The organism is Nonomuraea cavernae (assembly GCF_040655715.1).
Classification (GTDB): Bacteria; Actinomycetota; Actinomycetes; order Streptosporangiales; family Streptosporangiaceae; genus Nonomuraea; species Nonomuraea cavernae_A.
Genome location: NZ_JBFAKL010000036.1, coordinates 57,924 through 79,099, shown reverse-complemented (window position 1 = coordinate 79,099; position 21,176 = coordinate 57,924). Strand labels below are relative to the sequence as shown.

The 21,176-nt window shown below is 70.1% G+C and carries 20 protein-coding genes and 2 pseudogenes; 10 read left to right on the top strand and 12 right to left on the bottom strand.

Annotated features, from left to right (window positions below):
• Positions 1–104: 104 nt before the first annotated feature.
• Positions 105–941, bottom strand: coding sequence for a Vgb family protein (locus AB0I38_RS36130; protein ID WP_358492215.1), 837 nt, complete (start codon positions 939–941; stop codon positions 105–107).
• On the bottom strand, positions 935–2,467 hold the full coding sequence (abc-f, locus tag AB0I38_RS36125) for a ribosomal protection-like ABC-F family protein (protein WP_436838813.1): 1,533 nt from the start codon (positions 2,465–2,467) through the stop codon (positions 935–937). The genes AB0I38_RS36130 and abc-f overlap by 7 nt, the downstream gene beginning before the upstream one ends.
• Positions 2,468–2,540: 73 nt before the next feature.
• Between abc-f and AB0I38_RS36120 the strand changes: the two genes are divergently transcribed.
• Positions 2,541–3,122: a TetR/AcrR family transcriptional regulator gene (locus AB0I38_RS36120; protein ID WP_358492205.1), complete on the top strand. Its 582-nt coding sequence runs from the start codon at positions 2,541–2,543 to the stop codon at positions 3,120–3,122.
• A gap of 179 nt (positions 3,123–3,301) precedes the next feature.
• On the opposite strand, the pseudogene AB0I38_RS36115 reads toward AB0I38_RS36120, so the two are convergent.
• The 3 genes and pseudogenes from AB0I38_RS36115 to AB0I38_RS36105 form a co-directional block, all read right to left on the bottom strand.
• Positions 3,302–4,116 (bottom strand): annotated as a pseudogene (locus tag AB0I38_RS36115) (isocitrate lyase/PEP mutase family protein).
• Positions 4,117–4,659: 543 nt separating this feature from the next.
• Positions 4,660–5,241 (bottom strand): annotated as a pseudogene (locus AB0I38_RS40455) (AfsR/SARP family transcriptional regulator); the annotation flags it as partial.
• Positions 5,242–5,386: 145 nt separating this feature from the next.
• A complete protein-coding gene (locus AB0I38_RS36105; RefSeq protein ID WP_358492190.1) occupies positions 5,387–6,019 on the bottom strand; it encodes a hypothetical protein in 633 nt (210 codons plus the stop codon).
• 108 nt (positions 6,020–6,127) lie between these two features.
• On the opposite strand from AB0I38_RS36105, the gene AB0I38_RS36100 reads away from it, so the two are divergent.
• Positions 6,128–6,529, top strand: coding sequence for a permease-like cell division protein FtsX (locus AB0I38_RS36100; RefSeq protein WP_358492187.1), 402 nt, complete (start codon positions 6,128–6,130; stop codon positions 6,527–6,529).
• Here AB0I38_RS36100 and AB0I38_RS36095 read toward each other — a convergent pair.
• The 6 genes from AB0I38_RS36095 to AB0I38_RS36070 all read right to left on the bottom strand — a co-directional run bounded on the left by AB0I38_RS36095 (position 6,456) and on the right by AB0I38_RS36070 (position 10,250).
• The gene (locus AB0I38_RS36095) at positions 6,456–6,668 is read right to left on the bottom strand and encodes a hypothetical protein (protein WP_358492222.1); all 213 of its coding nucleotides are present in this window, start codon (positions 6,666–6,668) and stop codon (positions 6,456–6,458) included. The two genes, AB0I38_RS36100 and AB0I38_RS36095, sit on opposite strands and share 74 nt — an antisense overlap.
• Positions 6,665–7,627, bottom strand: a complete 963-nt coding sequence (locus AB0I38_RS36090; RefSeq protein ID WP_358492184.1) for a TIGR01777 family oxidoreductase — start codon at positions 7,625–7,627, stop codon at positions 6,665–6,667. Before AB0I38_RS36090 ends, AB0I38_RS36095 begins: the two co-directional genes overlap by 4 nt.
• 235 nt (positions 7,628–7,862) lie before the next feature.
• A complete protein-coding gene (locus AB0I38_RS36085; RefSeq protein ID WP_358492179.1) occupies positions 7,863–8,291 on the bottom strand; it encodes a DUF6086 family protein in 429 nt (142 codons plus the stop codon).
• A 69-nt stretch (positions 8,292–8,360) separates the two neighbouring features.
• Positions 8,361–9,092, bottom strand: coding sequence for an SRPBCC family protein (locus tag AB0I38_RS36080; protein ID WP_358492176.1), 732 nt, complete (start codon positions 9,090–9,092; stop codon positions 8,361–8,363).
• The gene (locus AB0I38_RS36075) at positions 9,089–9,676 is read right to left on the bottom strand and encodes an ArsR/SmtB family transcription factor (protein WP_358492171.1); all 588 of its coding nucleotides are present in this window, start codon (positions 9,674–9,676) and stop codon (positions 9,089–9,091) included. Before AB0I38_RS36075 ends, AB0I38_RS36080 begins: the two co-directional genes overlap by 4 nt.
• Before the next feature lie 70 nt (positions 9,677–9,746).
• Positions 9,747–10,250, bottom strand: coding sequence for an inorganic diphosphatase (locus AB0I38_RS36070; protein WP_358492164.1), 504 nt, complete (start codon positions 10,248–10,250; stop codon positions 9,747–9,749).
• 161 nt (positions 10,251–10,411) lie between these two features.
• Here AB0I38_RS36070 and AB0I38_RS36065 point away from each other — a divergent pair, with 161 nt between their 5' ends.
• The 8 genes from AB0I38_RS36065 (at position 10,412) to clpB (ending at position 20,613) form a co-directional block, all read left to right on the top strand.
• A complete protein-coding gene (locus AB0I38_RS36065) occupies positions 10,412–13,060 on the top strand; it encodes an ATP-binding protein (protein WP_358492159.1) in 2,649 nt (882 codons plus the stop codon).
• 123 nt (positions 13,061–13,183) lie between these two features.
• Entirely contained in the window at positions 13,184–13,630 is a 447-nt protein-coding gene (locus AB0I38_RS36060; RefSeq protein ID WP_358492156.1) for an Hsp20/alpha crystallin family protein, read from the top strand.
• A 20-nt stretch (positions 13,631–13,650) separates the two neighbouring features.
• Positions 13,651–14,124 carry a general stress protein gene (locus AB0I38_RS36055; protein WP_358492152.1) on the top strand — a complete coding sequence of 158 codons (474 nt, stop codon included), beginning with the start codon at positions 13,651–13,653 and terminating at the stop codon, positions 14,122–14,124.
• An 86-nt stretch (positions 14,125–14,210) separates the two neighbouring features.
• Positions 14,211–16,109 carry a molecular chaperone DnaK gene (dnaK, locus tag AB0I38_RS36050; RefSeq protein WP_358492148.1) on the top strand — a complete coding sequence of 633 codons (1,899 nt, stop codon included), beginning with the start codon at positions 14,211–14,213 and terminating at the stop codon, positions 16,107–16,109.
• A gap of 6 nt (positions 16,110–16,115) precedes the next feature.
• Positions 16,116–16,745: a nucleotide exchange factor GrpE gene (locus AB0I38_RS36045; protein WP_358492141.1), complete on the top strand. Its 630-nt coding sequence runs from the start codon at positions 16,116–16,118 to the stop codon at positions 16,743–16,745.
• Positions 16,745–17,689 carry a DnaJ C-terminal domain-containing protein gene (locus AB0I38_RS36040; protein WP_358492136.1) on the top strand — a complete coding sequence of 315 codons (945 nt, stop codon included), beginning with the start codon at positions 16,745–16,747 and terminating at the stop codon, positions 17,687–17,689. Before AB0I38_RS36045 ends, AB0I38_RS36040 begins: the two co-directional genes overlap by 1 nt.
• A complete protein-coding gene (locus AB0I38_RS36035) occupies positions 17,686–17,979 on the top strand; it encodes a chaperone modulator CbpM (RefSeq protein WP_358492131.1) in 294 nt (97 codons plus the stop codon). The genes AB0I38_RS36040 and AB0I38_RS36035 overlap by 4 nt, the downstream gene beginning before the upstream one ends.
• 27 nt (positions 17,980–18,006) lie before the next feature.
• Entirely contained in the window at positions 18,007–20,613 is a 2,607-nt protein-coding gene (gene clpB / locus AB0I38_RS36030) for an ATP-dependent chaperone ClpB (protein ID WP_436838812.1), read from the top strand.
• Positions 20,614–20,652: 39 nt separating this feature from the next.
• Here the strand turns inward: clpB and AB0I38_RS36025 are convergent, their stop codons facing one another.
• Positions 20,653–21,144 carry a phospholipase gene (locus AB0I38_RS36025; RefSeq protein ID WP_358492123.1) on the bottom strand — a complete coding sequence of 164 codons (492 nt, stop codon included), beginning with the start codon at positions 21,142–21,144 and terminating at the stop codon, positions 20,653–20,655.
• Between the last annotated feature and the right edge of the window lie 32 nt (positions 21,145–21,176).

The window sequence follows — 21,176 nt, the reverse complement described above, 5'->3', positions numbered from 1 at the left end:
CCGAGGAGTTCGAGGCGATCTACTACGCTCAGCATCACCCCAACGAAGCCCTAGCAATCAACCGCTGAGGTCTCCATCAAAACCGGGGCGGTTCAGAACGCGGATCACCCATCCTCTGACACGAGCGCTCCCGATTCCATGGCGACCCAAATCTTGCCGTCGGGCCCCACCGCCAGGCCGTGCGGCTCGGCGCCGTCCAGCGGAAACTCCTCGATCTTGCCGTCAACGGTGATGCGCCCCAGCTTGCCGATGCCCCATTCGGTGAACCAGAGGGCGCCGTCGGAGCCGGTCACGATGGCGTGCGGCCGCGCCGTTCGATCAGGCAGTGGATACTCGGTGATATTTCCTGACAGGTCGATGCGGCCGACCTGCCCCGCACCGATCTCCACGAACCACAGCGCCAGGTCGGGGCCGGCGCAGATGCCCACCGGCGCCGCCCCCTCGGTGGGCAGGGGGTAGAGAGAGAGCTCGCCCTCCACCGTGATGCGCCCGATCGCGTTGCCCTGGTTGAGGGTGAACCAGAGCGCCCCATCAGGCCCGGCTGCGATCGCCGACGGCATCGTGTTCTCGGTAGGCAGCTCGAAGTAGCGCACCTCGCCCGCCGCGTCGAGCCGGCCGATCCTGTCGCCCTGAACCTGCGTGAACCACATCCCGCCGTCTGGGCCGGCGGCGATGCCGTACGGCGAGGTGACCTCGAACGAGGTGACCGCCCCGTCAACGGTGATCCGTCCTATCCGGCCGCCGACGAACTCGGTGAACCACAGCGCGCCGTCATTCCCGACGGTGATCACCGTGGGCTGGCCGTCGGCCGGGTCAAGCTGGAAGATCGCGTACTCCTCTCCCGGCACGACCCGCCCTATCTGCCCCTGATGCACCAGCGTGAACCACAGGGCCCCATCAGGCCCGGTGACGACACCGTACGGAGAACCATTGATCAACATACGTAACCTCCCGAAAGTGAAATCTGCTTGCCGGTGAAGCGCTGCCGCAGCGCACGGTCGTGCGTGACCACGACCAATGCCCCGCCGTAGCTGTCGAGCGCCTGTTCGAGCTCCTCGACCAGGGCGAGCGAGAAATGGTTGGTCGGCTCGTCGAGCAGGAGCAGGTCGTGGTCGCCGGCCAGCAGGATGGCCAGCGCCAGCCTGCGCCGCTGGCCCACCGAGAGGGCAACGACGTCAAGGGCGAGCGCCTCTGGCCGGAACAGGCCGGTGGCCAGCAGTGCTTCAGCGTCGCGCGGATAGGTTTCGAGGACCGTCTTCCCGGGCGCGAAGTCCACCTCTTGCGGTAGGTATCCGGCGCGTGACCTTGCGGCCGTATGGATCGCCCGCAGCAGCGTGGACTTGCCCGCGCCATTGTCGCCGTGGACGAGCAGCCGGTCGCGCGGGCCGATCGTCAGCGACTCCACGTGCAGCCGGTCCTCGACATGCAGGTCGCGCAGCTCCACCAGCGTTCCCTGGGAACCGGCGGTCCTGGCGAAGACGCCGCGGAAGCGCAGAGGCTCGGGCGGGCGCGGCACCGGATCTTCCTTCAGACGGCGCAGCCGTTCCTGAGCCTGGCGCACCCGCGAGGCCACCGAGCTCTGCACGCGCCCGGCGTTGCGGTCGTAGGCCATCTTGTTGTTGTCCTTCATCGCCCGGCCCTGGGCGACGCGATGCGCGGTGGTCGCGGCGTACTCCTTGACCTGCCTGATCTCCTCGTGCCAGTCGGCGTAGGCCTGCTCCCAGCGCTGTCTGGCCGCCGCCTTCTCCGCCAGGAACCCGCTGTAGCCGCCGCCGAACCGGGTGATCGTGCCGCCCTCGACCTCGAGGATCGCGGTGGCCACCCTGTCGAGGAAGATTCGGTCGTGCGAGACGACCACCACGGTGCCCCGGTGCTCGCCAAGCCGGTCCTCCAGCCAGGTCATCGCCGGCTCGTCGAGGTGGTTGGTCGGCTCGTCGAGCAGCAGGATCTCTGGTGAGGCCGCCAGCAGGCAGGCCAGCCCAAGCCGGGCCTGCTCACCGCCGGACAGGCTCGACAGCACCCGCGAGCGCCCGACGTGCGCCAGGCCCAGCCCGTGCATGGCCTTGTCCACGCGGCTGTCGGCCTCGTAGCCGCCCCTGGCCTCGAAGTCGGTGAGCAGCTCGCCGTACGCCGCCAAATCCTCGGCCTCCGCCGCCCGCTGCATGCCCTGCTCCAACGTGCGCAGTTCGGCCAAAGCGGCGTCGACGGCCTGCTGGACGGTGTGGTCGCCGGGCAGGCCGAGGGTCTGCCCCAGGTAGCCGACGCCGCCAGCGGCGCTGACGGTCACCTCGCCGTGGTCGGGCGCGTCCACCCCGGCGATCATGCGGAGGAGCGTGGACTTGCCCGAACCGTTCTCGCCCACGATGCCTGCGCGCTCGCCAGGGCGGACGCTGAAGGTGAGGTGGGCGAGAATGTGCCGCTCGCCGTAAGACTTGGTGACGCCCTTGAGGGAGAGCTGTGTGGTCAGAACGGACCCCAATCGCCACTTGTGTAGCTTTAAGCTAGCAATACAGTTAGGCTTAACGCAACTGGAGTAGATTTTGGAGCAACGTCCCGGAGGCCGCAGTTCCCGCGTACGCGACGCCGTACGCCAGGCCACCCTCGCTGAGCTGGCTGAACACGGCTACAACGGGCTGACCGTGGAGAACGTGGCGACCCGGTCGGGCGTCCACAAGACGACCGTCTACCGCCGCTGGAAGAACGCCGAAGGGCTGATCGCCGACGCGTTGGAGCTCGCTCGGGACGAGCCGTGGCCGATTCCCGACACCGGTTCCGTCCAGGAGGACCTGCGGGAGATCGTCCGGCTGGTCCAGGGCAGCTTCAGTGATCCCATCGAGGGCCCGATCTCCAGCGCCTTCGTAGTGGCGGCCGTACAGAGCAGCGATGCCGCGCGTTCGCTGCACACCTTCTTCGTCGCCCGCCACGAGCAGGCAGCGGCAGTGGTACGGCGGGCCGTCGAGCGCGGCGAGCTGCCCGAGGGCACGGACATCGCCGACGTGATCAGGATGGCCGTCGCGCCGATCTACTACCGGCTCTTCATCACGCACGAGCCCGTGACCGAGCGCGACGCCGAGCGGGCGGCCGACGCCGCCGTCGCCGCGGCCCACGCCGGAGTCATCTAGGGAGTGTCTCGTGGATCATTCCCGGAGCGTCGCATCAGCAGGGTGGTTGTGGCTGAGTGCTTCGGCTGGTCGTGCGCTGGGAAGTTGGTCACTCCTCCTGGTGTGCGAGGCCAGCTGGTGGGCCGCTCAGTGCGGCTCGGAGAGCAGTGCGTTGAGTTCGGGAAAGGCGATGCCTTCAGCTAGGGAGGCGTAGTCGCCGGTGCCGAGGAGTTCCTGCGCGGCGCGGCGGGTGGCAGCGTAGGCGGCTTGCGCCACGCCTGAGCCGAGACTGACGCGAGCACTCCGAGGGCGCCGAGCTCGGCAACGGTCGGGGCGCCAGGGACGGCCATGACGTTCAGCGGTACGGAGATGTCCCTGGCCAGCGCCGCGATGGTGGCGGTGTCGGTGATGCCGGGGACGAAGATGCCGTCCGCGCCCGCATCGACGTACATGTGCGCCCGGGCCAGGGTTTCCTTCAGTCGGGTGTCCGGGTTGCCGAGCCCGAGTAGGAAGGTATCGATACGGGCGTTGAGGAACAGGCCCGCGCCTGCTCGGTCGGCGGTCTGCCGGGCCGCGGCCAGCCGCGTCGCGAGCTCTATCGGTGGCCGGGTGCCGTCCTCGATGTTGACGCCGACGGCGCCCGTCGCGAGCACCCCGGCGACGGTTCCGGCAACGCCGGTGGCGTCCTTCCCGTACCCGCCCTCGATGTCAGCGGTGACCGGAACCACGACGGCAGCGACGATCCGGGCGATCAGTTTCAGCGCCCGTCGCGGGTAAGGATGTCGCCGTCTGGAGAACCCAGCGACCAGGCGACGCCGGCACTGGTGGTGGCGATCGCGGGGGCGCCCGCGGCCTCGATGACGCGGGCGCTCGCGACATCCCAGGCGTTGGCGAGCGCGAGGGGTACAGCTGGGGTGTGCAGGGAGCGGAAGAGGTGGGCATTGTTCGGCCGTGTGATGGTCACGGACGTACTCAACCATCGACTGCCGCCCACCTTCTGGCAGGGATCGGACATGGACGTCGACCTCGGGTCGGCGGGGGAAAAACGACCCCAGGTAGGGGCAAAGTAGCCATCTGGATACCCTTGGCCGTCCCGTCCCTACCCATGGCCGACGCGGATGCGCATCGAGCACTACCTCGCCAACACCGGCCTGCCGTACATCGGCTGAGGGCGAACGCCAGCAGCGCCGGATCATCCATGCCGCGGGCGATCCGCTCGGCCTCCGTCGCCGCCGCGCGCGACGGCCCCGCCGCGTGACTCGATGGCGATGGTCGCCGGCAGGCGGGCCCGTACGCCGGGGGCCGTGTCCGGGAGAAGACGGACCAGCGTACGCTCGGCGGCGGTCACCACCCGGTGGGCCTGCGCGGGATCGTCGGACCGGGTCCAGTTCGCCGGGACGTCATAGGCGCCGATCACCCGCGCGACCAGGTCGGCGTCGCCCAGTTCCTCGGCCACCTCGACGGCGCCGGCACGGTGCTCACGTGCCGCGAGGAGGCCGCTCGGCCCGGTCACCGCAAGACCTCGCATGAGCCCGACGGTCGCCTCCAGCCGCAGGCGCGCGTCGGCCTGCCGCCCGGACCGGTACAGCGCCAACGCCAGCAGCCGCCATGCCTCCTCCCGCCAGGGATGACCCTGAGCGTGGGCGTCCAGACCGGGCATCGCCTCGGCGGCGCGGCCCAGATCCAGCAGCGCTTGGGCACGGCGCTCTACCGCGCGCAGCCGCAGCTCCGACAGCCGTGTCCGCTCGGACAGCGCCCATGGCGCCTCGCCGAACTCGGCGTAGGCCGGCCCCCGCCACAACGACAGCACCGAATCCAGCTCGGCGAGCAGCCTGGCGGGTGGCTCCACGGCCTCGACCGCCTGCTCGAACCGCCAGGCGTCGACGTCGTCCACCGCCGCGCGCAGCGCGTACCCGGTCCCGACGGTGACGATCAGGCTGGGCGGGGTCCGAGGCGGCTGGTCGGGCTCCAGCGCCCGCCGCAACGCGCCGACAAACGTACGGATCGAACCGACCGCACCCTCCGGAGGGTCCTCCCAAAGGTCGACGGCCAGCAGGTCGACCGGCCGCGCGACTCCTTCCAACTCGGCGCGGAGCTCCGCCACCAGCCGGGTCTTACCGATCCCGGCCTCACCCTCGATCAGGACCACGGCCGGGAGCCAGCGATGCCGGCCAGCAGCCGCCGCAGCTCGTCCTCCCCTGCCGACCAGGTGTCCGGTGCCGCTGGCATTGCGGGAGTGCACGTCGTCGATCTCGTACTCACATCGGCGGGGACTGGAGCGGGTGCTACCGGCGGCTGGGGCATGAGCGGAGCTCGTGCGCGATCTGCTCACGGATCTCGTCCGGCAGTCCCGTGTACGTGGCCAGTCGCGTCAGGGCCGCACGGCTCTCGGGCACGGCCTTGGTGCAGCGGAGTGCCCACACGGCCTGCTCGGCAGCCATCCCCCGTTGCACGTACAGCTCCGCGAGGTCCATGAGCCAGGGCGTGAGCGCCTTTTCGTCATCGACCATGAGGCCGCACCAGTGCAGGGTCTGCTCGGCGATCCAGGCGATGATGCGCCGGGTCCAGATCTCCTCGAAGTCCGTGGTCTCGATGCCCTGGCGGGCGCACTCGGCCTTGGCGCCGGCCATGCGCTCGGCGGTGACGTGCCGGGCGTAGGGCATGCGTTCGCGCAGAATGGCCCGGATCCCGGCCCACTCGGGGTACTCCTCGTCCTCGCGATCCCAGACGATCGGCTCCTCCCGGGGCTCAGGCGAGGCGGGCACGGCCTGGGGCAGGCATGCTTCGAGCACGGCCTGCGCGTAGGTCAGATTCTCCTCGCTCTCCTCTGTTTCCGGTGGCCAGATGAAGCCGAAGCGCCAGGAGAACGGGTAGGCCCGGACCACGCCCGGCAGCAGCGGTGTTTCGTCCGAGATCATGTGACTCCCAGGGATCGCATCGCGCTCTTGGGTCCTGCGCCTTGCCGGAGCCGGGGCTGCCGGCTCCCCGGCATGCGAAGTCAGCAGCATGGAGCATCTTGATCGCGAATGGAAGAGTGCCAGAGGCGTCAATGTGGAGGGTCTTCTTGTGTACGCCGTCCTTTGTACGGGTGTCACAAGCGCTGCGCCACGGCCAAGCAGCGGAGCGACGTCGAGATGTTCCTGAAGTCCACGCCTGAGGTGACCGAGGTGCGTTTCGTGAGCCGGGCCTCGGCGTATGCGAGCTTCCGTCGGGAGTTCGCCGGCCAGAAGAAGGTGCTGGCGAGCGTGCGGGCCAGGGACCTGCCGGAGTCGTTCCGCGTGCGGGTGTCGGGAGTGGCCGACCGCGTCAGGAAGTGCTCATGTCCGCTACCAGGGTGTCGGACATGTCCGAGTCCTATCGACTGTCGATGCGGCCGGAGGCCGACTGGGACACCCCGATCCGTCGGCTGGCGCGCATGTCGGGGGTGAGCTGGGTGTCTGACCGAAGATGCCAGCTCCGGAATGTGAGGTTCTGGTCGGAGTACGGGTTCCAGCGCAGTAGCTGCGAGTAGGTGACTTGGATGATGTCCCGCAGAGTGGTGTAGTTCTTCACCTCGTCCGAGATCATGTGACTCTGGTGAAGCCAGGACCGCCGCGCACGCGACGAACGAGGTCGTCGGCGGCCTCCGGCCACTGAGCATGTTCGAAGGTGAAGCCCGCTTCGAGCAGGCGGCCGGGGACGACTCTACGGCTTTTCAACAGGAGTTCGGTGTCCGAGCCCAGCACGAACGCCCCGAGCTTGGCCATCCACTTCGTTGCGGGAAGTCCCACCGGAACACCCCATGCGGCACGCAGTACGCGCATGAACGTGCGCTGTGGCAGAGGAACGGGGGCGGCGAGGTTCATCGGGCCGGCGAGGTCGTCCCGGTCGGCCAAGAACTCGACGGCGTTGACGAAATCGCGGTCGTGGATCCAGGACACGTACTGGGCGCCACCCGCGACCGGGCCGCCGAGGCCGAGCCGCGCCAGCCGCAGCAAGACGTCGAAGACGCCGCCGCGATCGGGACTCATCACCATGGCACAGCGCATGCTGACCTTGCGCGTGTGCGGGGTTTCGGCTCGCTCCTGCGTCCGCTCCCACGCTTTTGCGATTTCGGCGCTGTAGGCCCAGTAGCCCGGAACGCCGGACTCAGTGCCGCCGAGCACGCCGATCGCCTCGTCGTTGGGCGCGTCGAAGCGGTGGGAGTAGATAGTGGCGGTGCTCATCTGCAACCAGACCCGGGGAGGTCGCACGGCGGTTGCGATCGCCTCACCCACGACCCGGGCGGAGTGCACACGCGAATCCATCATGGCCTGCAGATTGGCCGCGGTGTAGCGACAGTTGACGCTTCGTCCGGCCAGATTGACCACGATGTCGCTGCCGTCGATCTGCTCCGCCCATGGCCCCAAGGCCTGACCGTCCCAGTGGACTTCACGGTCGCGCAGCGGCCGTCTGGTCAGGATCACAACGTCATGACCAGCGGCGGTCAGTGCCCGTTTGAGGATCGTGCCTACCTGCCCGGTTCCACCAGGGATCACTATCTTCATCAGGTTTCCCTTGGTTGTGTGGGGCGAGCTTAGCGCGGAGTTGAACGCGTTCAAAGGTGAGTCGATCGCCCCCTCGAGGAAAGCCGGCACGGTTGTGGGCTACGGAGCCGGAATGGCCGCAATCTGTTAAGGCCTTTGGGTGCTGGATCAGGTCATCGGGTGACCATTGAGGGTGATCTCGAGCGTGATCACGGACAGCGTGGAGCCGATCACGCGGCCGGGTGTCGTGGCGGCCTCAGCGGGGCATTGCCCGAGCGTGCTGCGCCGAGAGCGCCGTCCATCGTTCGACGTCGCGTACCTGGACACCTGGCGGCCATATTGAATGCCCGCTCACCTGAACATCCCTCCAGCCGCCGTCGTTCGCCTCAGGCACGGGAAGTTCTGCTCCGCCGCGCTCGATGAGCACCAGAGCCGTCGCTATGAAGCCCTCCATGAGGGAGTGCAGGATCGGATGGTTCGAACGCTCGTAGCGCGCGACGAGTGCACTCACGAAGGCCGCGAAGGCGGCCAGATCGATTTCACATTCGTCGTTCTCCATAGGGCCGAGCCCCGTCGGCGATCCCGTCTCGGGGGCGAGCGCCTCCGCTGATCGCATGAACAGGCCGGCGACTCCATTCGAGGGGTTCCAGAGGACTTGATCGCCGACCTGGAAATACTGGCTCATGCTCTCCCTCGTTCGGCCGTCCGGTGTTCAGCGCCCCAGAGGTGCCCTCTGGGGCGCGGTTGGGGGCGGTCAGCTGAAGCGCTCGGCCGTCCACGCCTCCCAGGTGGACTGCTCGTCGCGGCCGGCGAAGTTCTGGTGGCCGAGCACGAGGGCGTCGCCGCGGTCGGTGCCGGAGTGGATGAACCGGTAGAGGCCCTCGTCGGTCCGGACGCCCAGGTTGACGGGCAGGTTGGCGTAGAAGACGACCCCGGCGGAGCCGTCCGGGAGGCGCACGCCGTCGCCCTCGCTCACGTCGGGCGTGACGCCCAGCGACTCCGTGACCGTCTTCCAGATGGCGTCCGGGCCGCCCGCCCCGGGCCGGACGACCGTGGTGACCGACGGGGCGCGGCCGGTGAAGTGCGTGAGGTACTGCTTGAGGGTCTCCACGTAGATGGGCCAGCCGGCCTGCAGCGCCTCGAACTCGTTCTCCCAGTCGTCGCCGAGCATGCCGCTCTGCACGACCCGCAGCACGGTCGTGCCGCCGCCACGTCCCTCGATGAGGTATTCGGTCGCCATGAACTGGCCGTCGGGGGCCTCCGCGCTGCGGCACACGAGACGGGTGCCCGGCTCGTAGGCGGTGATCGTGGCCTGCTCGGTCTGGCCCATCATGGTCAGGTTGGCCGGACCGCCCACAGCGGTGCCCAGCTCGGTGTGTCCCATGAACCAGGAGTCGACGCCCGGCCCGGTCGCGATCGCGTCCCAGACCTGCTCGGGGCTGGCGTTGAGCTCGATCTCCTGGCTCATGCTGAACGGGTGCGTCATCGGTTTTCCTTCGTGCTCGGGTGGACGGCGACGACGATGCGATGGTCGCGGCCGTGCTCGGCGGACTCGTCGTGATACTTGGACACCAGGGCCGTGACGGCTCCGGCGAGCTCCTGGGCGAAGGCGGCCCGGTCGGCGGCCGAGGCGAAGCGCACCTCGCCGTCGATCGCGAAGGTCGCAATCCGCTTGCGCGCCCGGGTGGCGCCGGTGATGAGGGCTCCGACGTCGCGGACCAGCCGGGCCGCGACGGCCAGCAGCCAGCTCGCCGACAGCTGGTCGGGGGAGCGGGCCGGGTCGGGCTCGACCGACGCCAGCGCGGCTGGGGAGATCACGTAGGAGGCGGCGGTCGCGCGCATGATGCGCTCGTTGACGTTGCCCTTGCGCCGCTCCTCGATCATCTCGACGAGCCCGTGCGCCTCCAGCGTCTTCAGGTGGTAGTTGACCTTCTGCCGGGGCAGGCCGACCTTGGCGGCCAGCATGGTCGCGGAGCCGGGCTCGATCAGCTCGGCCAGCAGCCGGGCCCGGATGGGGTCCAGTGAGATCTCGGCGGCTGCCGGGTCCTCGATCACGGCGATGTCCTGCATGCCCCAAACGCTATCGCCGACAAATATTATTGTCAAGGAAGTCTTATTTGCCGGAGGTGGAGGCCACTGGTCATGACGGTTCGCTCACGGGTGCCTGCGACGCGTACCGCACGATGGCCTCCTCGACCAGGCGCTCGGCGGACTCACGAGGCTCCCAGCCGCGCGCGTTGGCGGACTTTCCGGGCTCCAGGTCTTTGTAGACGCGGAAGAAGTGCCCGATCTCGGCTCTTACGTGCACCGGCACGTCGTCCAGGTCCCGGTAGTGGCCGAAGCGCAGATCACCCGCCGGCACGCAGAGGATCTTGGCGTCCGGGCCCTGCTCGTCGAGCATCCAGAAGACCGCGACCGGGCGGGCCCGGATCACGCACCCGGGGAACGTCGGCGCCTCGCCGAGAACCAGCGCGTCCAGCGGGTCGCTGTCCTCGGCCAGGGTGTCGGGCAGGAAACCGTAGTCGTAGGGATAGGCGGTGGCGGTGAACAGCAGCCGATCCAGCCGGATCCGCTGCTTCACGGGGTCCATCTCGTACTTGTTCCGCGAGCCCCCCGGTGTCTCCACGATGACGTCGAACCGCATCTCGCCATCTCCCCAGACCTTCGGCGACCTGTCTGGAGGCCACTGCTCGCAACTGGGGCGAATAAACCCCCTGCTGAACTGGGGCGATCCCGGTGAAAGATCTCCACGGGCATGGGATTCGCCGGTCACTCTCCGGTAAGCGGACCATGCGGGGGAGCGAGATGCGAGGACGCGCACGGGAATGGCGTGCTGTCGACCACCTGCTCCGGACGGTCGAGGGCGGCGAAGGCGGGACGCTGCTGGTGGACGGCGAGCCTGGAGCAGGCCGGACACGGCTGCTCGCCGAAGCCGCCGCGGCCGCGTCGGAGCGGGGCATCGGCGTGGCCCGCGCCGGGCCGGAGGAACTGGGCGAGCTGATCCCGTGCGGCGTCCTGTTCGAGGCACTGGACCTGCCGCTGCCGCCGGACCGACCCGAGCCGGACGCCGGGCACGACGAGGCCTTCGCCCTGCTCGACCCGCGGGCGCGGACGCTGGAACGCTTGCGGGCGGGCTTCGAGGAACGGGCCGCGACACCGATGCTGGTGGTGCTCGACGATCTGCACGGGGCGGATCCGGCGACGCTGATGGCGCTGCGCACGCTCCACCACCTGCTCGCTCCGCGGCCGGTCGGCTGGCTGCTGAGCCGTTCGACCGCCGTGGACGAGGGCCGGAGCGCCGCTCTGTTCGACCTGCTGGAGCAGGAAGGGGCCGTCCGGGTGGCACTCGCCCCGCTCTCCCCGGACGCGGTGACCGAGCTGCTGCGGGATCTGCTGGGAGCGTCGTTCGGTCCGGCGCCGCCGGCCATCGTGGGCGCGGCCGGCGGCAGTCCGCTGCTGATCACCGAACTTCTCGCCGGCCTGCGCGAGGAAGGTCACCTGCGGGTCACCGGCGACCGGATCGTCCTGCCGTCCGCGCACGTTCCCGACCGGGTCCGTACGGTGGTGCGGCGCTGGATCGACGCGCTGAGCCCGGATGCCAGAAACCTGATCGAGACGGCGGCCGTGCTCGGCCGGGCGTTCTCGCCGGAGCAGGTCGCGTCGCTGCTCGGCGTCACACCGGCCGCGCTGCTCCCGTCGGTGGAGGAGGCCATGGCGGCGGGCATCCTGGCGGTCACCGCGCACGGTCTCGCGTTCCGCCACGAGCTGGTGAGACACGTCGTCACCACCCGGATCCCGCGACCGATACGGCACGCGCTGCTGGACCAGATCGGCACGCTCATGTGCCCGGAAGCGGCGCCCCGGTCACAGACCGTGCCCCGTCCCGGCCACACCATCGCCTTCATCGACACGGCCATCGGAGCGGGCCGGTTGCGCGAGGCCGAGCAGATGGTCAGGGGACGCCTCAACGGCCACGGCTCGGCCCAGGGCGTGGCCGAGTTGCGCTGCGCGCTGTCGGACATCATGTACCTGACCGGCAGGATCGACGAGGCGGTCCGGGAGGCCGAGACGGCGCTGGCCGTACCCGAGCTTCCCGCTCATGTGCGCGAGCGGGCGACCCTGGCGCGCCTGTACGCCATGACCGGCCGGCCGCAGGACGGCGGGGCGGCGCGGGCGTACGCGAACCAGGTCCTCGAAGGGGGCTCTCGGCAGGGCACGGCCGCCACGGTCGGCGCTCTGATCGTGCTCGCGGCGTCCGAGTGGGACAAGGGCCGGCTCTCCCGCGCGTTGCGGCTCGCCGGAGACGCCCGGCGCCTGGCCGACGCGAACGAGACGGCGGCGCACCGCTACGAGTCCCGTCTCGTGTCCGCCGCGATGCTCACCGAGGTTCACCGGCTCGACGAGGCGGCGGCGATCCTACGGGAGGCGCGCGACGAGATGTCCGCCCGTGGCCATCTGGCCTGGACGGCGGACGCCGCCGCGCTGCAGGCCCGGGTCGACCTGGTCGCGGGCCGGTTGGACGGCGCCGTCACCGAGGCGGAGCGGGCGCTGGACCTCGCCACCGCGCTGCGCACGCCCCTGTCCGTGGCGGCGGCCGGTTCGGTGCTGGCCACCGTCGCGCTGCGGCGTGGCGACCTGCGCGCGGCGGCGCGGTATGTCACGGCCATGCCCGGCGGGCCCCTCGACGGCCGGGCCCGCCACGCTCTGCTGTCGGCGCGGGTCGCGGAGGTGCGCGACGGCCCGTCGAGCGCGATGACCCTGCTCGCCGGGTTTCCCGGCCCGCTCGGGTGGCAACGCTCGATGCTCATGACGGAACCCACGGCGAGCGCGTGGCTGGTCCGCGTCGCCCTCACCGTGGACGACCGCGCGGCGGCCGAGGCCGTGGTCGCCGCCGCGGAGGCACTCAGCCGGGCCAACCCGGAGTTCTCCGCGCTGGTCGCCGCCGCCGCGCACGCCCGGGGCCTGCTCGACGGCGACCGCGTCGCCCTCGCCCAGGCCGCCGAGCAGGCGGAGGACGTATGGGCGCGGGCCTCGGCCGCGGAGGACCTCGGCGTGCTGCTCATCGCGGCCGGACGGCGTGAGGACGCGGTCGGCAGCCTGGACCGCGCGCTCGCGATCTACCACGACACCGGGTCGCTCAGGGACTCGGCACGGGTCCGCCAGAGGCTGCGTGGCGTGGGCGTGTGCCACCGGCACTGGAGCTACGCCGACCGGCCGGTCTCCGGCTGGGACAGCCTGACCGAGACCGAACGCAACGTCTCGTTGCTCGTCGCCGACGGCTGGACGAACCGGCAGGTGGCCGAGCAGATGTACATCAGCGTGCACACGGTCGCCTTCCACCTGAGGCACGTCTACCGCAAACTGCACATCAACTCCCGGGTCGAGCTGGCGCGGCTCGCGGTGACGCAGGGACGGATCGACCCTGAGCCACCGTCCGCCGCGATACCAGGCTGAACCGCCGCCACCGCCGCTGTCGGGCGGGCGCCGGGGCCGGTACTACCCATCTGGGGGATGTGGCCGTGAAACACCCGGAGAAGTCTCAAGGTGTGGGCGCCGAATTCCATCAAGGAGGTCGCCATGGCACTGCTCGTCACGCGCCGTAGGAGCGGCGAGACGCTTCCATCCCGCGAGTTCGAGGACGTGTACGACCGGCTGGGGCAGCTCATGAGCGCGGCCCTGGGAGGGGTCGAGGACGGAGTCGTGGGCCCGTGGATTCCCATGGCGGACATCTCGGAGACCGAGGACTCGTTCGTCGTCGAGGTCGACGTTCCGGGCGTGAACAAGGACCAGATCGACATCCAGCTCTCCGAGCGTGAGCTGATCGTCAGCGGAAGCATCGAGGAGCGCGAGCACGAGCGCAGGCACCGCAAGACACGCAGGACCGGCAGCTTCGAGCTGCGAACCCTGCTCCCGGGTGACGTCGACGCCGAACGGGTCGACGCGCGTCTGCACGACGGTGTGCTGACCCTCAGCCTCCCCAAGGCCGAAGCCGCCAAGCCCCGGCACATCGAGGTGTCCGCCTGAGGGCGGCGAAGGAGGAGCCCATGTCCGTCGCCGGGTCTGGTCCCGTCACCGCCAACCGGGTGCCGATAGCCAGCTACAGGACGTACGAGGAAGCGCAGAGGGCCGTCGACCACCTGTCGGACCAGCAGTTCCCGGTGAAGGGGACGCTGATCGTGGGGGCCGGTCTGCATCTGGTGGAGCAGGTGGTCGCGCGCATGACGTACCTGCGTGCCATCGGGATGGGCGCCGGGGGCGGAGCCTGGTTCGGGCTGCTCATCGGCCTGTTCCTGGGGATCTTCGCGCCCACTGTCGGCTCCATGGCCGGTCTGGTGCTGTGGGGGCTGGTGTGGGGCATTGTCGCCGGGGCGATCTACGGCCTGATCTCGCACGCCGTACAGGGCGGCCGGCGGGACTTCGTCTCCCGAAGCAGCCTGGTCGCCGACAAGTACGAGGTTCTCGTCGAGTCCGAGCACGCGGCCAGAGCCCATGAACTGCTCGGCAAGCTGAGCGGCTAGCACGAGTCGGCCGGCGAAGATGAGCGGCTGGCGAAGATGAGCGGCTAGCGAGATGAACGGCTAGGCAGCCAAGGGGGAAGCGAGTAATGGCGAAAGCAGTCGGCATCGATCTCGGCACCACCAACTCGGTGATCGCCGCCACGGAGGACGGGCAGCCCAAGGTCATTCCCAACGCGGAAGGCTCCCGGACGACGCCGTCGGTGGTGGCGTTCACCGACCAGGGCGAGCGGCTGGTCGGCCAGCTCGCGCGCCGTCAGGCCATCCTCAACCCGAAGGGGACGATCTACTCCGCCAAGCGTTTCATCGGCCGCCGGTACGACGAGGTCGCGAGCGAGCTCAACGCCGTCTCCTTCGACGTGGTGGAGGGGCCGGACGGAGCCGTCCGCTTCCAGGTCGGCGACAAGCAGTACGCGCCGGAGGAGGTCTCGGCCCTCGTGCTGCGCAAGCTCGCCTCCGACGCGGCCAAGTACCTCGGCGAGAAGGTGACCGAGGCGGTCATCACCGTCCCCGCGTACTTCAACGACGCCCAGCGCCAGGCGACCAAGGACGCGGGGCGCATCGCCGGGCTGGAGGTCCTCCGGATCATCAACGAGCCGACCGCCGCCGCGCTGGCCTACGGGCTGGAGAAGAAGGGGAACGAGACCGTGCTGGTCTTCGACCTGGGCGGCGGCACGTTCGACGTCAGCATCCTGGACATCGGCGAGGGGGTCATCGAGGTCCGCTCCACGTCCGGCGACGGGCACCTCGGCGGCGACGACTTCGACCGCAGGATCGTCGACCACCTGGCCGACGAGTTCCAGCGCGAGCAGGGCATCGACCTGCGGCGCGACCCGCAGGCCCTGCAACGTCTCTTCGAGGCGGCGGAGAAGGCCAAGACGGAACTGTCCGAGGTGACCCAGACCACGATCAGCCTGCCGTTCATCACGGCCGACGCCTCGGGGCCGAAGCACCTCAACACCACGCTCATGCGGTCCACGTTCGAGCAGATCACCGCCGACCTGGTCGAACGCTGCATCCACCCCGTCGAGCAGGCGATGGAGGACGCCAAGCTCCGGCCGGCCGACATCGACGAGGTGATCCTCGTCGGCGGGTCCACCCGGATGCCGGCCGTGCAGAGTCTCGTGCGCCGGCTCACCGGCGGCAAGGACCCCAACATGACGGTGAACCCGGACGAGGTGGTGGCCATCGGCGCCGCCGCTCAGGCGGGCATCATCAAGGGCGAGGTCGAGGACGTCGTGCTGCTCGACGTCACGCCCCTCTCACTGGGCGTCGAGACCCTCGGCGGCCTCATGACCAAGGTCATCGAGCGCAACACCACGATCCCGGCTCGCCGGACCGAGACCTTCAGCACGGCCGAGGACGACCAGAACGCCGTCGACATCGTGATCCTGCAAGGGGAGCGGGACCGCGCGGCCGACAACCGGGTGCTCGGCCGCTTCCGGCTGGAGAACATCCGCCCGGCGCCGCGTGGAACACCGCAGATCGAGGTCACGTTCGACATCGACGCCAACGGCATCCTCAACGTGACCGCCCGCGACAAGGACACCGGCACCGAGCAGCGGATCACCATCAGCGAGAGCTCCAACCTGGACAAGTCGGAGATCGAGCGGATGGTCGCGGACGCCGAGCAGCACCGCGCCGAGGATGTCCGGCTCCGGGAGGCGATCGACGCGCGCAACGAGCTCGACTCGGTCGCCTACCAGGTGGAACGCCGGCTGCAGGAGCTCGGCGACACGGTGGCCGTGCACGAGAAGGCGCGGGCCGAGCAGCTCGTCGCGGACGCCCGGCAGGCGATCAAGGAGGAGGCGCCGATCGACCGGCTGCGGTCGCTCAGCGGCGAGCTCCAGCAGGTGTACCACGGCCTCGGGGCCGCGACCGCCGGCCGGCAGGAAGGGGCTCCACAGGGCCCAGCGCAGGGCGCGCAGGGCGACGAAGACGTGATCGACGCCGAGTTCACCTCCTCCGACTCCGACTCCGGGACTTGACGCGACATGAACGGTCACGAGGACACACCGGGAACCGCCGGCCGGCCGGTCGGCGGTCCGGAAAAGCGCGCGCGGCCCGAGGAAGAGCCCCGGGAAGCCGCGGCCGCCCGAACGGAGGACGCCCAGGCCGAGAACGTCCAGGCCGAGGACGTCCAGCAGGAGGCTCAGCAGGAGGCTCAGACGGAGACGGACGCCAAGGTCGCGGAGCTGGAGGACCGCTGGCTGCGCGCCGTCGCCGACCTGGACAACCTCCGCAAGCGCTTCGCCCGTGACGCCGAACGGCTGCGGGCCGAGGCACAGGACCGGGTGGCCGCCGAGTGGCTGCCCGTCCTGGACAATCTGGAGCTCGCGCTCAGTCACGCGGGCGACGGCGACGAGGAGGGCGGCGCGGCCCCGATCGTCAACGGGATCCGCGCGGTGCGCGACCAGGCCGTCGCCGTGCTGGCCCGGCTCGGCTACACCCGGCACGACGAGACCGGCGTGCCGTTCGATCCGGCCCACCACGACGCGATGGCGACCGTCGCGCGGCCGGACGTCGAGCCGGGCACCGTCGTGCAGGTGGTGCGGCCCGGCTACGGCGACGGCCGGCGGCAGCTGCGTCCCGCTGTCGTGGTGGTCGCGAAAAAGGCGGACTGATGGCCCCACGGCGGGATTTCTACGAGGTGCTGGGCGTGGACCGGAACGCCGACCAGGACGAGATCCAGCGGGCCTACCGCAAGCTCGTACGCGCCTACCATCCCGACGTCAACAAGGATCCTGGGGCGGAGGACACGTTCAAGGAGGTCTCCGAGGCATACTCCGTGCTGTCCGATCCCGAGACGCGCCGCCGGTACGACGCGTTCGGGCACGACTTCCGCCAGGTGCCGCCCGACGTGGATCCCGCGCAGTGGGCGCGCGCCCGGGCGGGGGCGGGCGCCCGGGCGGGCGCCGGTGGGCCGCGAGGCTCGGCCCGCGCCGAGGACTTCGGCTTCGGCGGCGCGGAGGGGGTCGACCTGGAGGACCTGCTGGGCGGCATGTTCGGCGGACGCGGCAGGCGGCGCTGGGGGCCCGTGCCCGGAGCCGACCAGGAGGCGGAGCTGACGCTCACGGTGGAGGAGGCCTACCACGGCGGGCGGCGCGCCATCACGCTGTCCGGGGGCCGGCGGCTGGACGTCACGATCCCGGCCGGGGTCACGAACGGCCAGCGCATCAGGCTCGCCGGTCAAGGCGGTCAGGGCGCCGAAGGGGGAAGCCCGGGTGACCTCTACCTGATCGTGCGGATCGCCGATCATGCCCGCTACCGCGTGGAGGGCCGCGACCTCCACACCTCCCTGCCGCTCGCGCCGTGGGAGGCGGCGCTGGGTGCCACGGTCGCCGTCGACACGCCGGGCGGCGAGGCCAAGGTGAAGGTGCCGCCGGGCTCCTCGACCGGCCGCCGCCTGCGGCTTCGCGGGCGCGGCATGCCCAACCCGCGCGGTACCGCCGGTGACCTCTTCGCCGAGGTGCGGATCATGGTGCCGCAGCGGCCCACCGACGAGGAGCGGCGCCTGTTCGAGCAGCTCGCCGCCGCGTCACGGTTCGACCCGAGGGGGCGTTCATGACCTACGCGCTCGTCCGGCCGGTACGGCTGGACCTGAACTCCTACGCGCGCGCCACCGGGCTGCACCCGGAGGTCGTGCGCCGCCTGGTGGTGCTGGGCCTGCTCGAACCGGTCCGGGACGCCAGGGGAGAGCTGTGCTTCTCTCCCGCGCAGGTGGCGGTGGCCGCGCGGATCCGGAGGCTGCACGACGGCCTGTCGATCAACTACGCCGCGATCGGCCTGGTGATCGATCTGCTCGACCGCATCGACACGCTGGAGGCCGCCCTGCGCACGGCCGCACCACGACACTAAAGGGGACTCGCAGTGGATCCGAACCGGTTGACGCAGAAATCCCAGGAGGCGCTGCACGACGCCCAGACCAAGGCCCTGCGTTACGGGCACACCGAGGTCGACGGCGAACACCTCCTGCTGGCCCTGCTCGAACAGCGGGAAGGGCTCGCCTCCCGGCTGATCGAGCAGGCGGGAGCCGACCTGAAGGGCCTCCGCACCGAGCTGGAGGGGGAGCTGTCACGCCGCCCCCGGGTCAGCGGGCCGGGCGCCGAACCCGGCCAAGTCTTCATCACCCAGCGCCTGTCCCGGCTGCTCGACACCGCGGACCGGGAGGCGAAACGGCTCAAGGACGAGTACGTCTCGGTCGAGCACCTGCTGCTGGCCCTGATCGAGGAGGGGGACGGGACCGCGGCGGGCCGGCTGCTGCACGGGCAGGGGCTGACCCGTGACCGGTTCCTGCAGGCGCTCACGGCAGTCCGGGGCCACCAGCGGGTCACCTCGGCCATGCCCGAGGTGGCCTACGAGGCGCTGGAGAAGTACGGGCGCGACCTGGTGGCCGACGCCCGCGCGGACAAGCTCGACCCGGTCGTCGGCCGCGACACGGAGATCCGCCGCGTGATCCAGATCCTCTCCCGCAAGACCAAGAACAACCCGGTGCTGATCGGCGACCCCGGCGTCGGCAAGACGGCCATCGTCGAGGGGCTCGCCCAGCGGATCGTGCGCGGCGACGTGCCCGAGGGACTTCGGGACAAGACCATCTTCAGCCTGGACATGGGCTCGCTGCTGGCCGGCGCCAAATACCGAGGGGAGTTCGAGGAGCGGCTGAAGGCCGTGCTGAACGAGGTGAAGGCGGCGGAGGGACAGATTCTGCTGTTCGTCGACGAGCTCCACACGGTGGTCGGAGCCGGCGCGGCCGAGGGAGCCATGGACGCCGGCAACATGCTCAAGCCGATGCTCGCGCGCGGCGAGCTGCACATGATCGGCGCGACCACGATCCAGGAGTACCGCCAGCACATCGAGAAGGACGCGGCCCTGGAGCGCAGGTTCCAGCCGGTGCTCATCGAGGAGCCGTCGGTCGAGGACGCCATCTCGATCCTGCGGGGACTGCGCGAGCGGCTGGAGGTCTTCCACGGCGTCAAGATCCAGGACAGCGCGCTCGTCGCCGCGGTGACGCTGAGCCACCGCTACATCGCCGACCGCTTCCTGCCGGACAAGGCGATCGACCTGGTCGACGAGGCGTGTGCGATGATCCGGACCGAGATCGACTCCATGCCCGCCGAGCTCGACGAGCTGACCCGGCGTGTACGGCGGCTGGAGATCGAGGAGGCCGCGCTGGCCAAGGAAGAAGAAGACCCCGCGAGCCAGGTCCGGCTCGCCGACCTGCGCAAGGAGCTGATCGGCCTGCGCGCCGAGGCCGACGCGATGCGGGCGCAGTGGGAGGCCGAGCGCTCGGCCCTGCGCAAGGTCCAGGCCCTGAGGGAGGAACTGGAGCACGTACGCAGGGAGGCCGAGCAGGCCGAACGCGCCTACGACCTCAACCGGGCCGCCGAGTTGCGCCACGGCAGGCTGCCCGAGCTGGAACGCCGGCTTTGGGCCGAGGAGGAACGGCTGGGCACCCGGCAGAACGGGCATCGGTTGCTGCGCGAGGTGGTGACCGAGGAGGAGATCGCGGCCATCGTCTCCCGCTGGACCGGCATCCCGGTGAGCCGCCTGCAGGAGGGCGAGCGGGAGAAGCTGCTCCGGCTGGACCAGATCCTGCACGAGCGGGTCATCGGGCAGGACGAGGCCGTGCGGCTCGTGGCCGACGCCGTCATCCGGGCCCGCTCCGGCATCAAGGATCCCCGGCGCCCGATCGGGTCGTTCCTCTTCCTCGGCCCGACCGGGGTGGGCAAGACCGAGCTGGCCAAGGCTCTCGCGGCGGCGCTGTTCGACACCGAGGAGAACATGGTCCGCGTCGACATGAGCGAATACCAGGAGCGGCACACGGTCAGTCGCCTCATGGGCGCCCCTCCCGGCTACATCGGCTACGAGGAGGGCGGCCAGCTCACCGAGGCCGTGCGGCGCAAGCCGTACTCGGTGGTGCTGTTCGACGAGATCGAGAAGGCGCACGCGGACGTGTTCAACACGCTGCTGCAGGTCCTCGACGACGGACGGCTGACTGACGCGCAGGGCCGTACGGTCGACTTCCGCAACACGGTGGTCATCATGACCTCGAACATCGGCTCCCAGTATCTCCTCGACGAGGTCACTCCCGACGGCGAGATCAAGCCCGAGGGGCGCGAGCTGGTGATGGGCGAGCTACGCCGGCACTTCCGGCCGGAGTTCCTCAACAGGGTCGACGACATCGTGCTGTTCAAGCCGCTGACGGAGGCCGAGATCGAGCGGATCGTCGAGCTGATGTTCACCGACATCAGGAAGCGGCTGGCGGACCGGCGGCTGACCCTGGAGGTCACCGACGAGGCGCGCCGCCTCATCGCCACCGAGGGGTACGACCCGGTCTACGGCGCCCGGCCGCTGCGCCGCTTCATCTCCCGCGAGGTCGAGACGAGGATCGGGCGCGCTCTGCTCGCCGGTGACGTTCCGGACGGGTCGGTCATCACGGTCGACGCCGACCAGGGCGAGCTGAGCGTCGTCTTCCACGAGCCGGCGAGCTGAGATCGCCCCGCGGCTTTCCCCCGGCAGTCTCCGGCGATGTCAGGCGACGTCCGCCGTGCCGCCCAGGCCGCGCACCGCCGTGTAGTAGGTGTCGGCCGTCCTGCGGCAGATGACGCCCTTGTACGACTGGAGCCCCGAGTACTTGCGGCACACGTCGTACATGTCGTCCTTGAAGTTCTGGTCGATGTCGCCGCGTACGTCCTCGTTGAACCGGCCCTGGCGCTTGTAGTTGCGGTAACCGAAGTCGTGACGCTGGCAGGAGGGCAGGAAGTTGAACCCCTCCGGCTTGTCCGGCGCCCACGAGCAGCCGTCGGAGGACCAGTCGATCTGGTCGGCCCACGGCCGCGCGCTCCGGTTGGTGAGGAAGGTGTCGATGGAGACGCCGAACAGGAAGTCGTCGGTCTTCTGCCGGAGTTCGGTCTCCGACAGCGTCTCCATCAGTGCCGAATCCGCGTGGGCCGGGATGGCGACGGCCAAGCCGGCGACCGTCATCACCGTGGCGGCGATGACCCCCGCTAAACCATTTCTCATGGGTACGGACATTCCTTTCGCGGCAGTTCTCG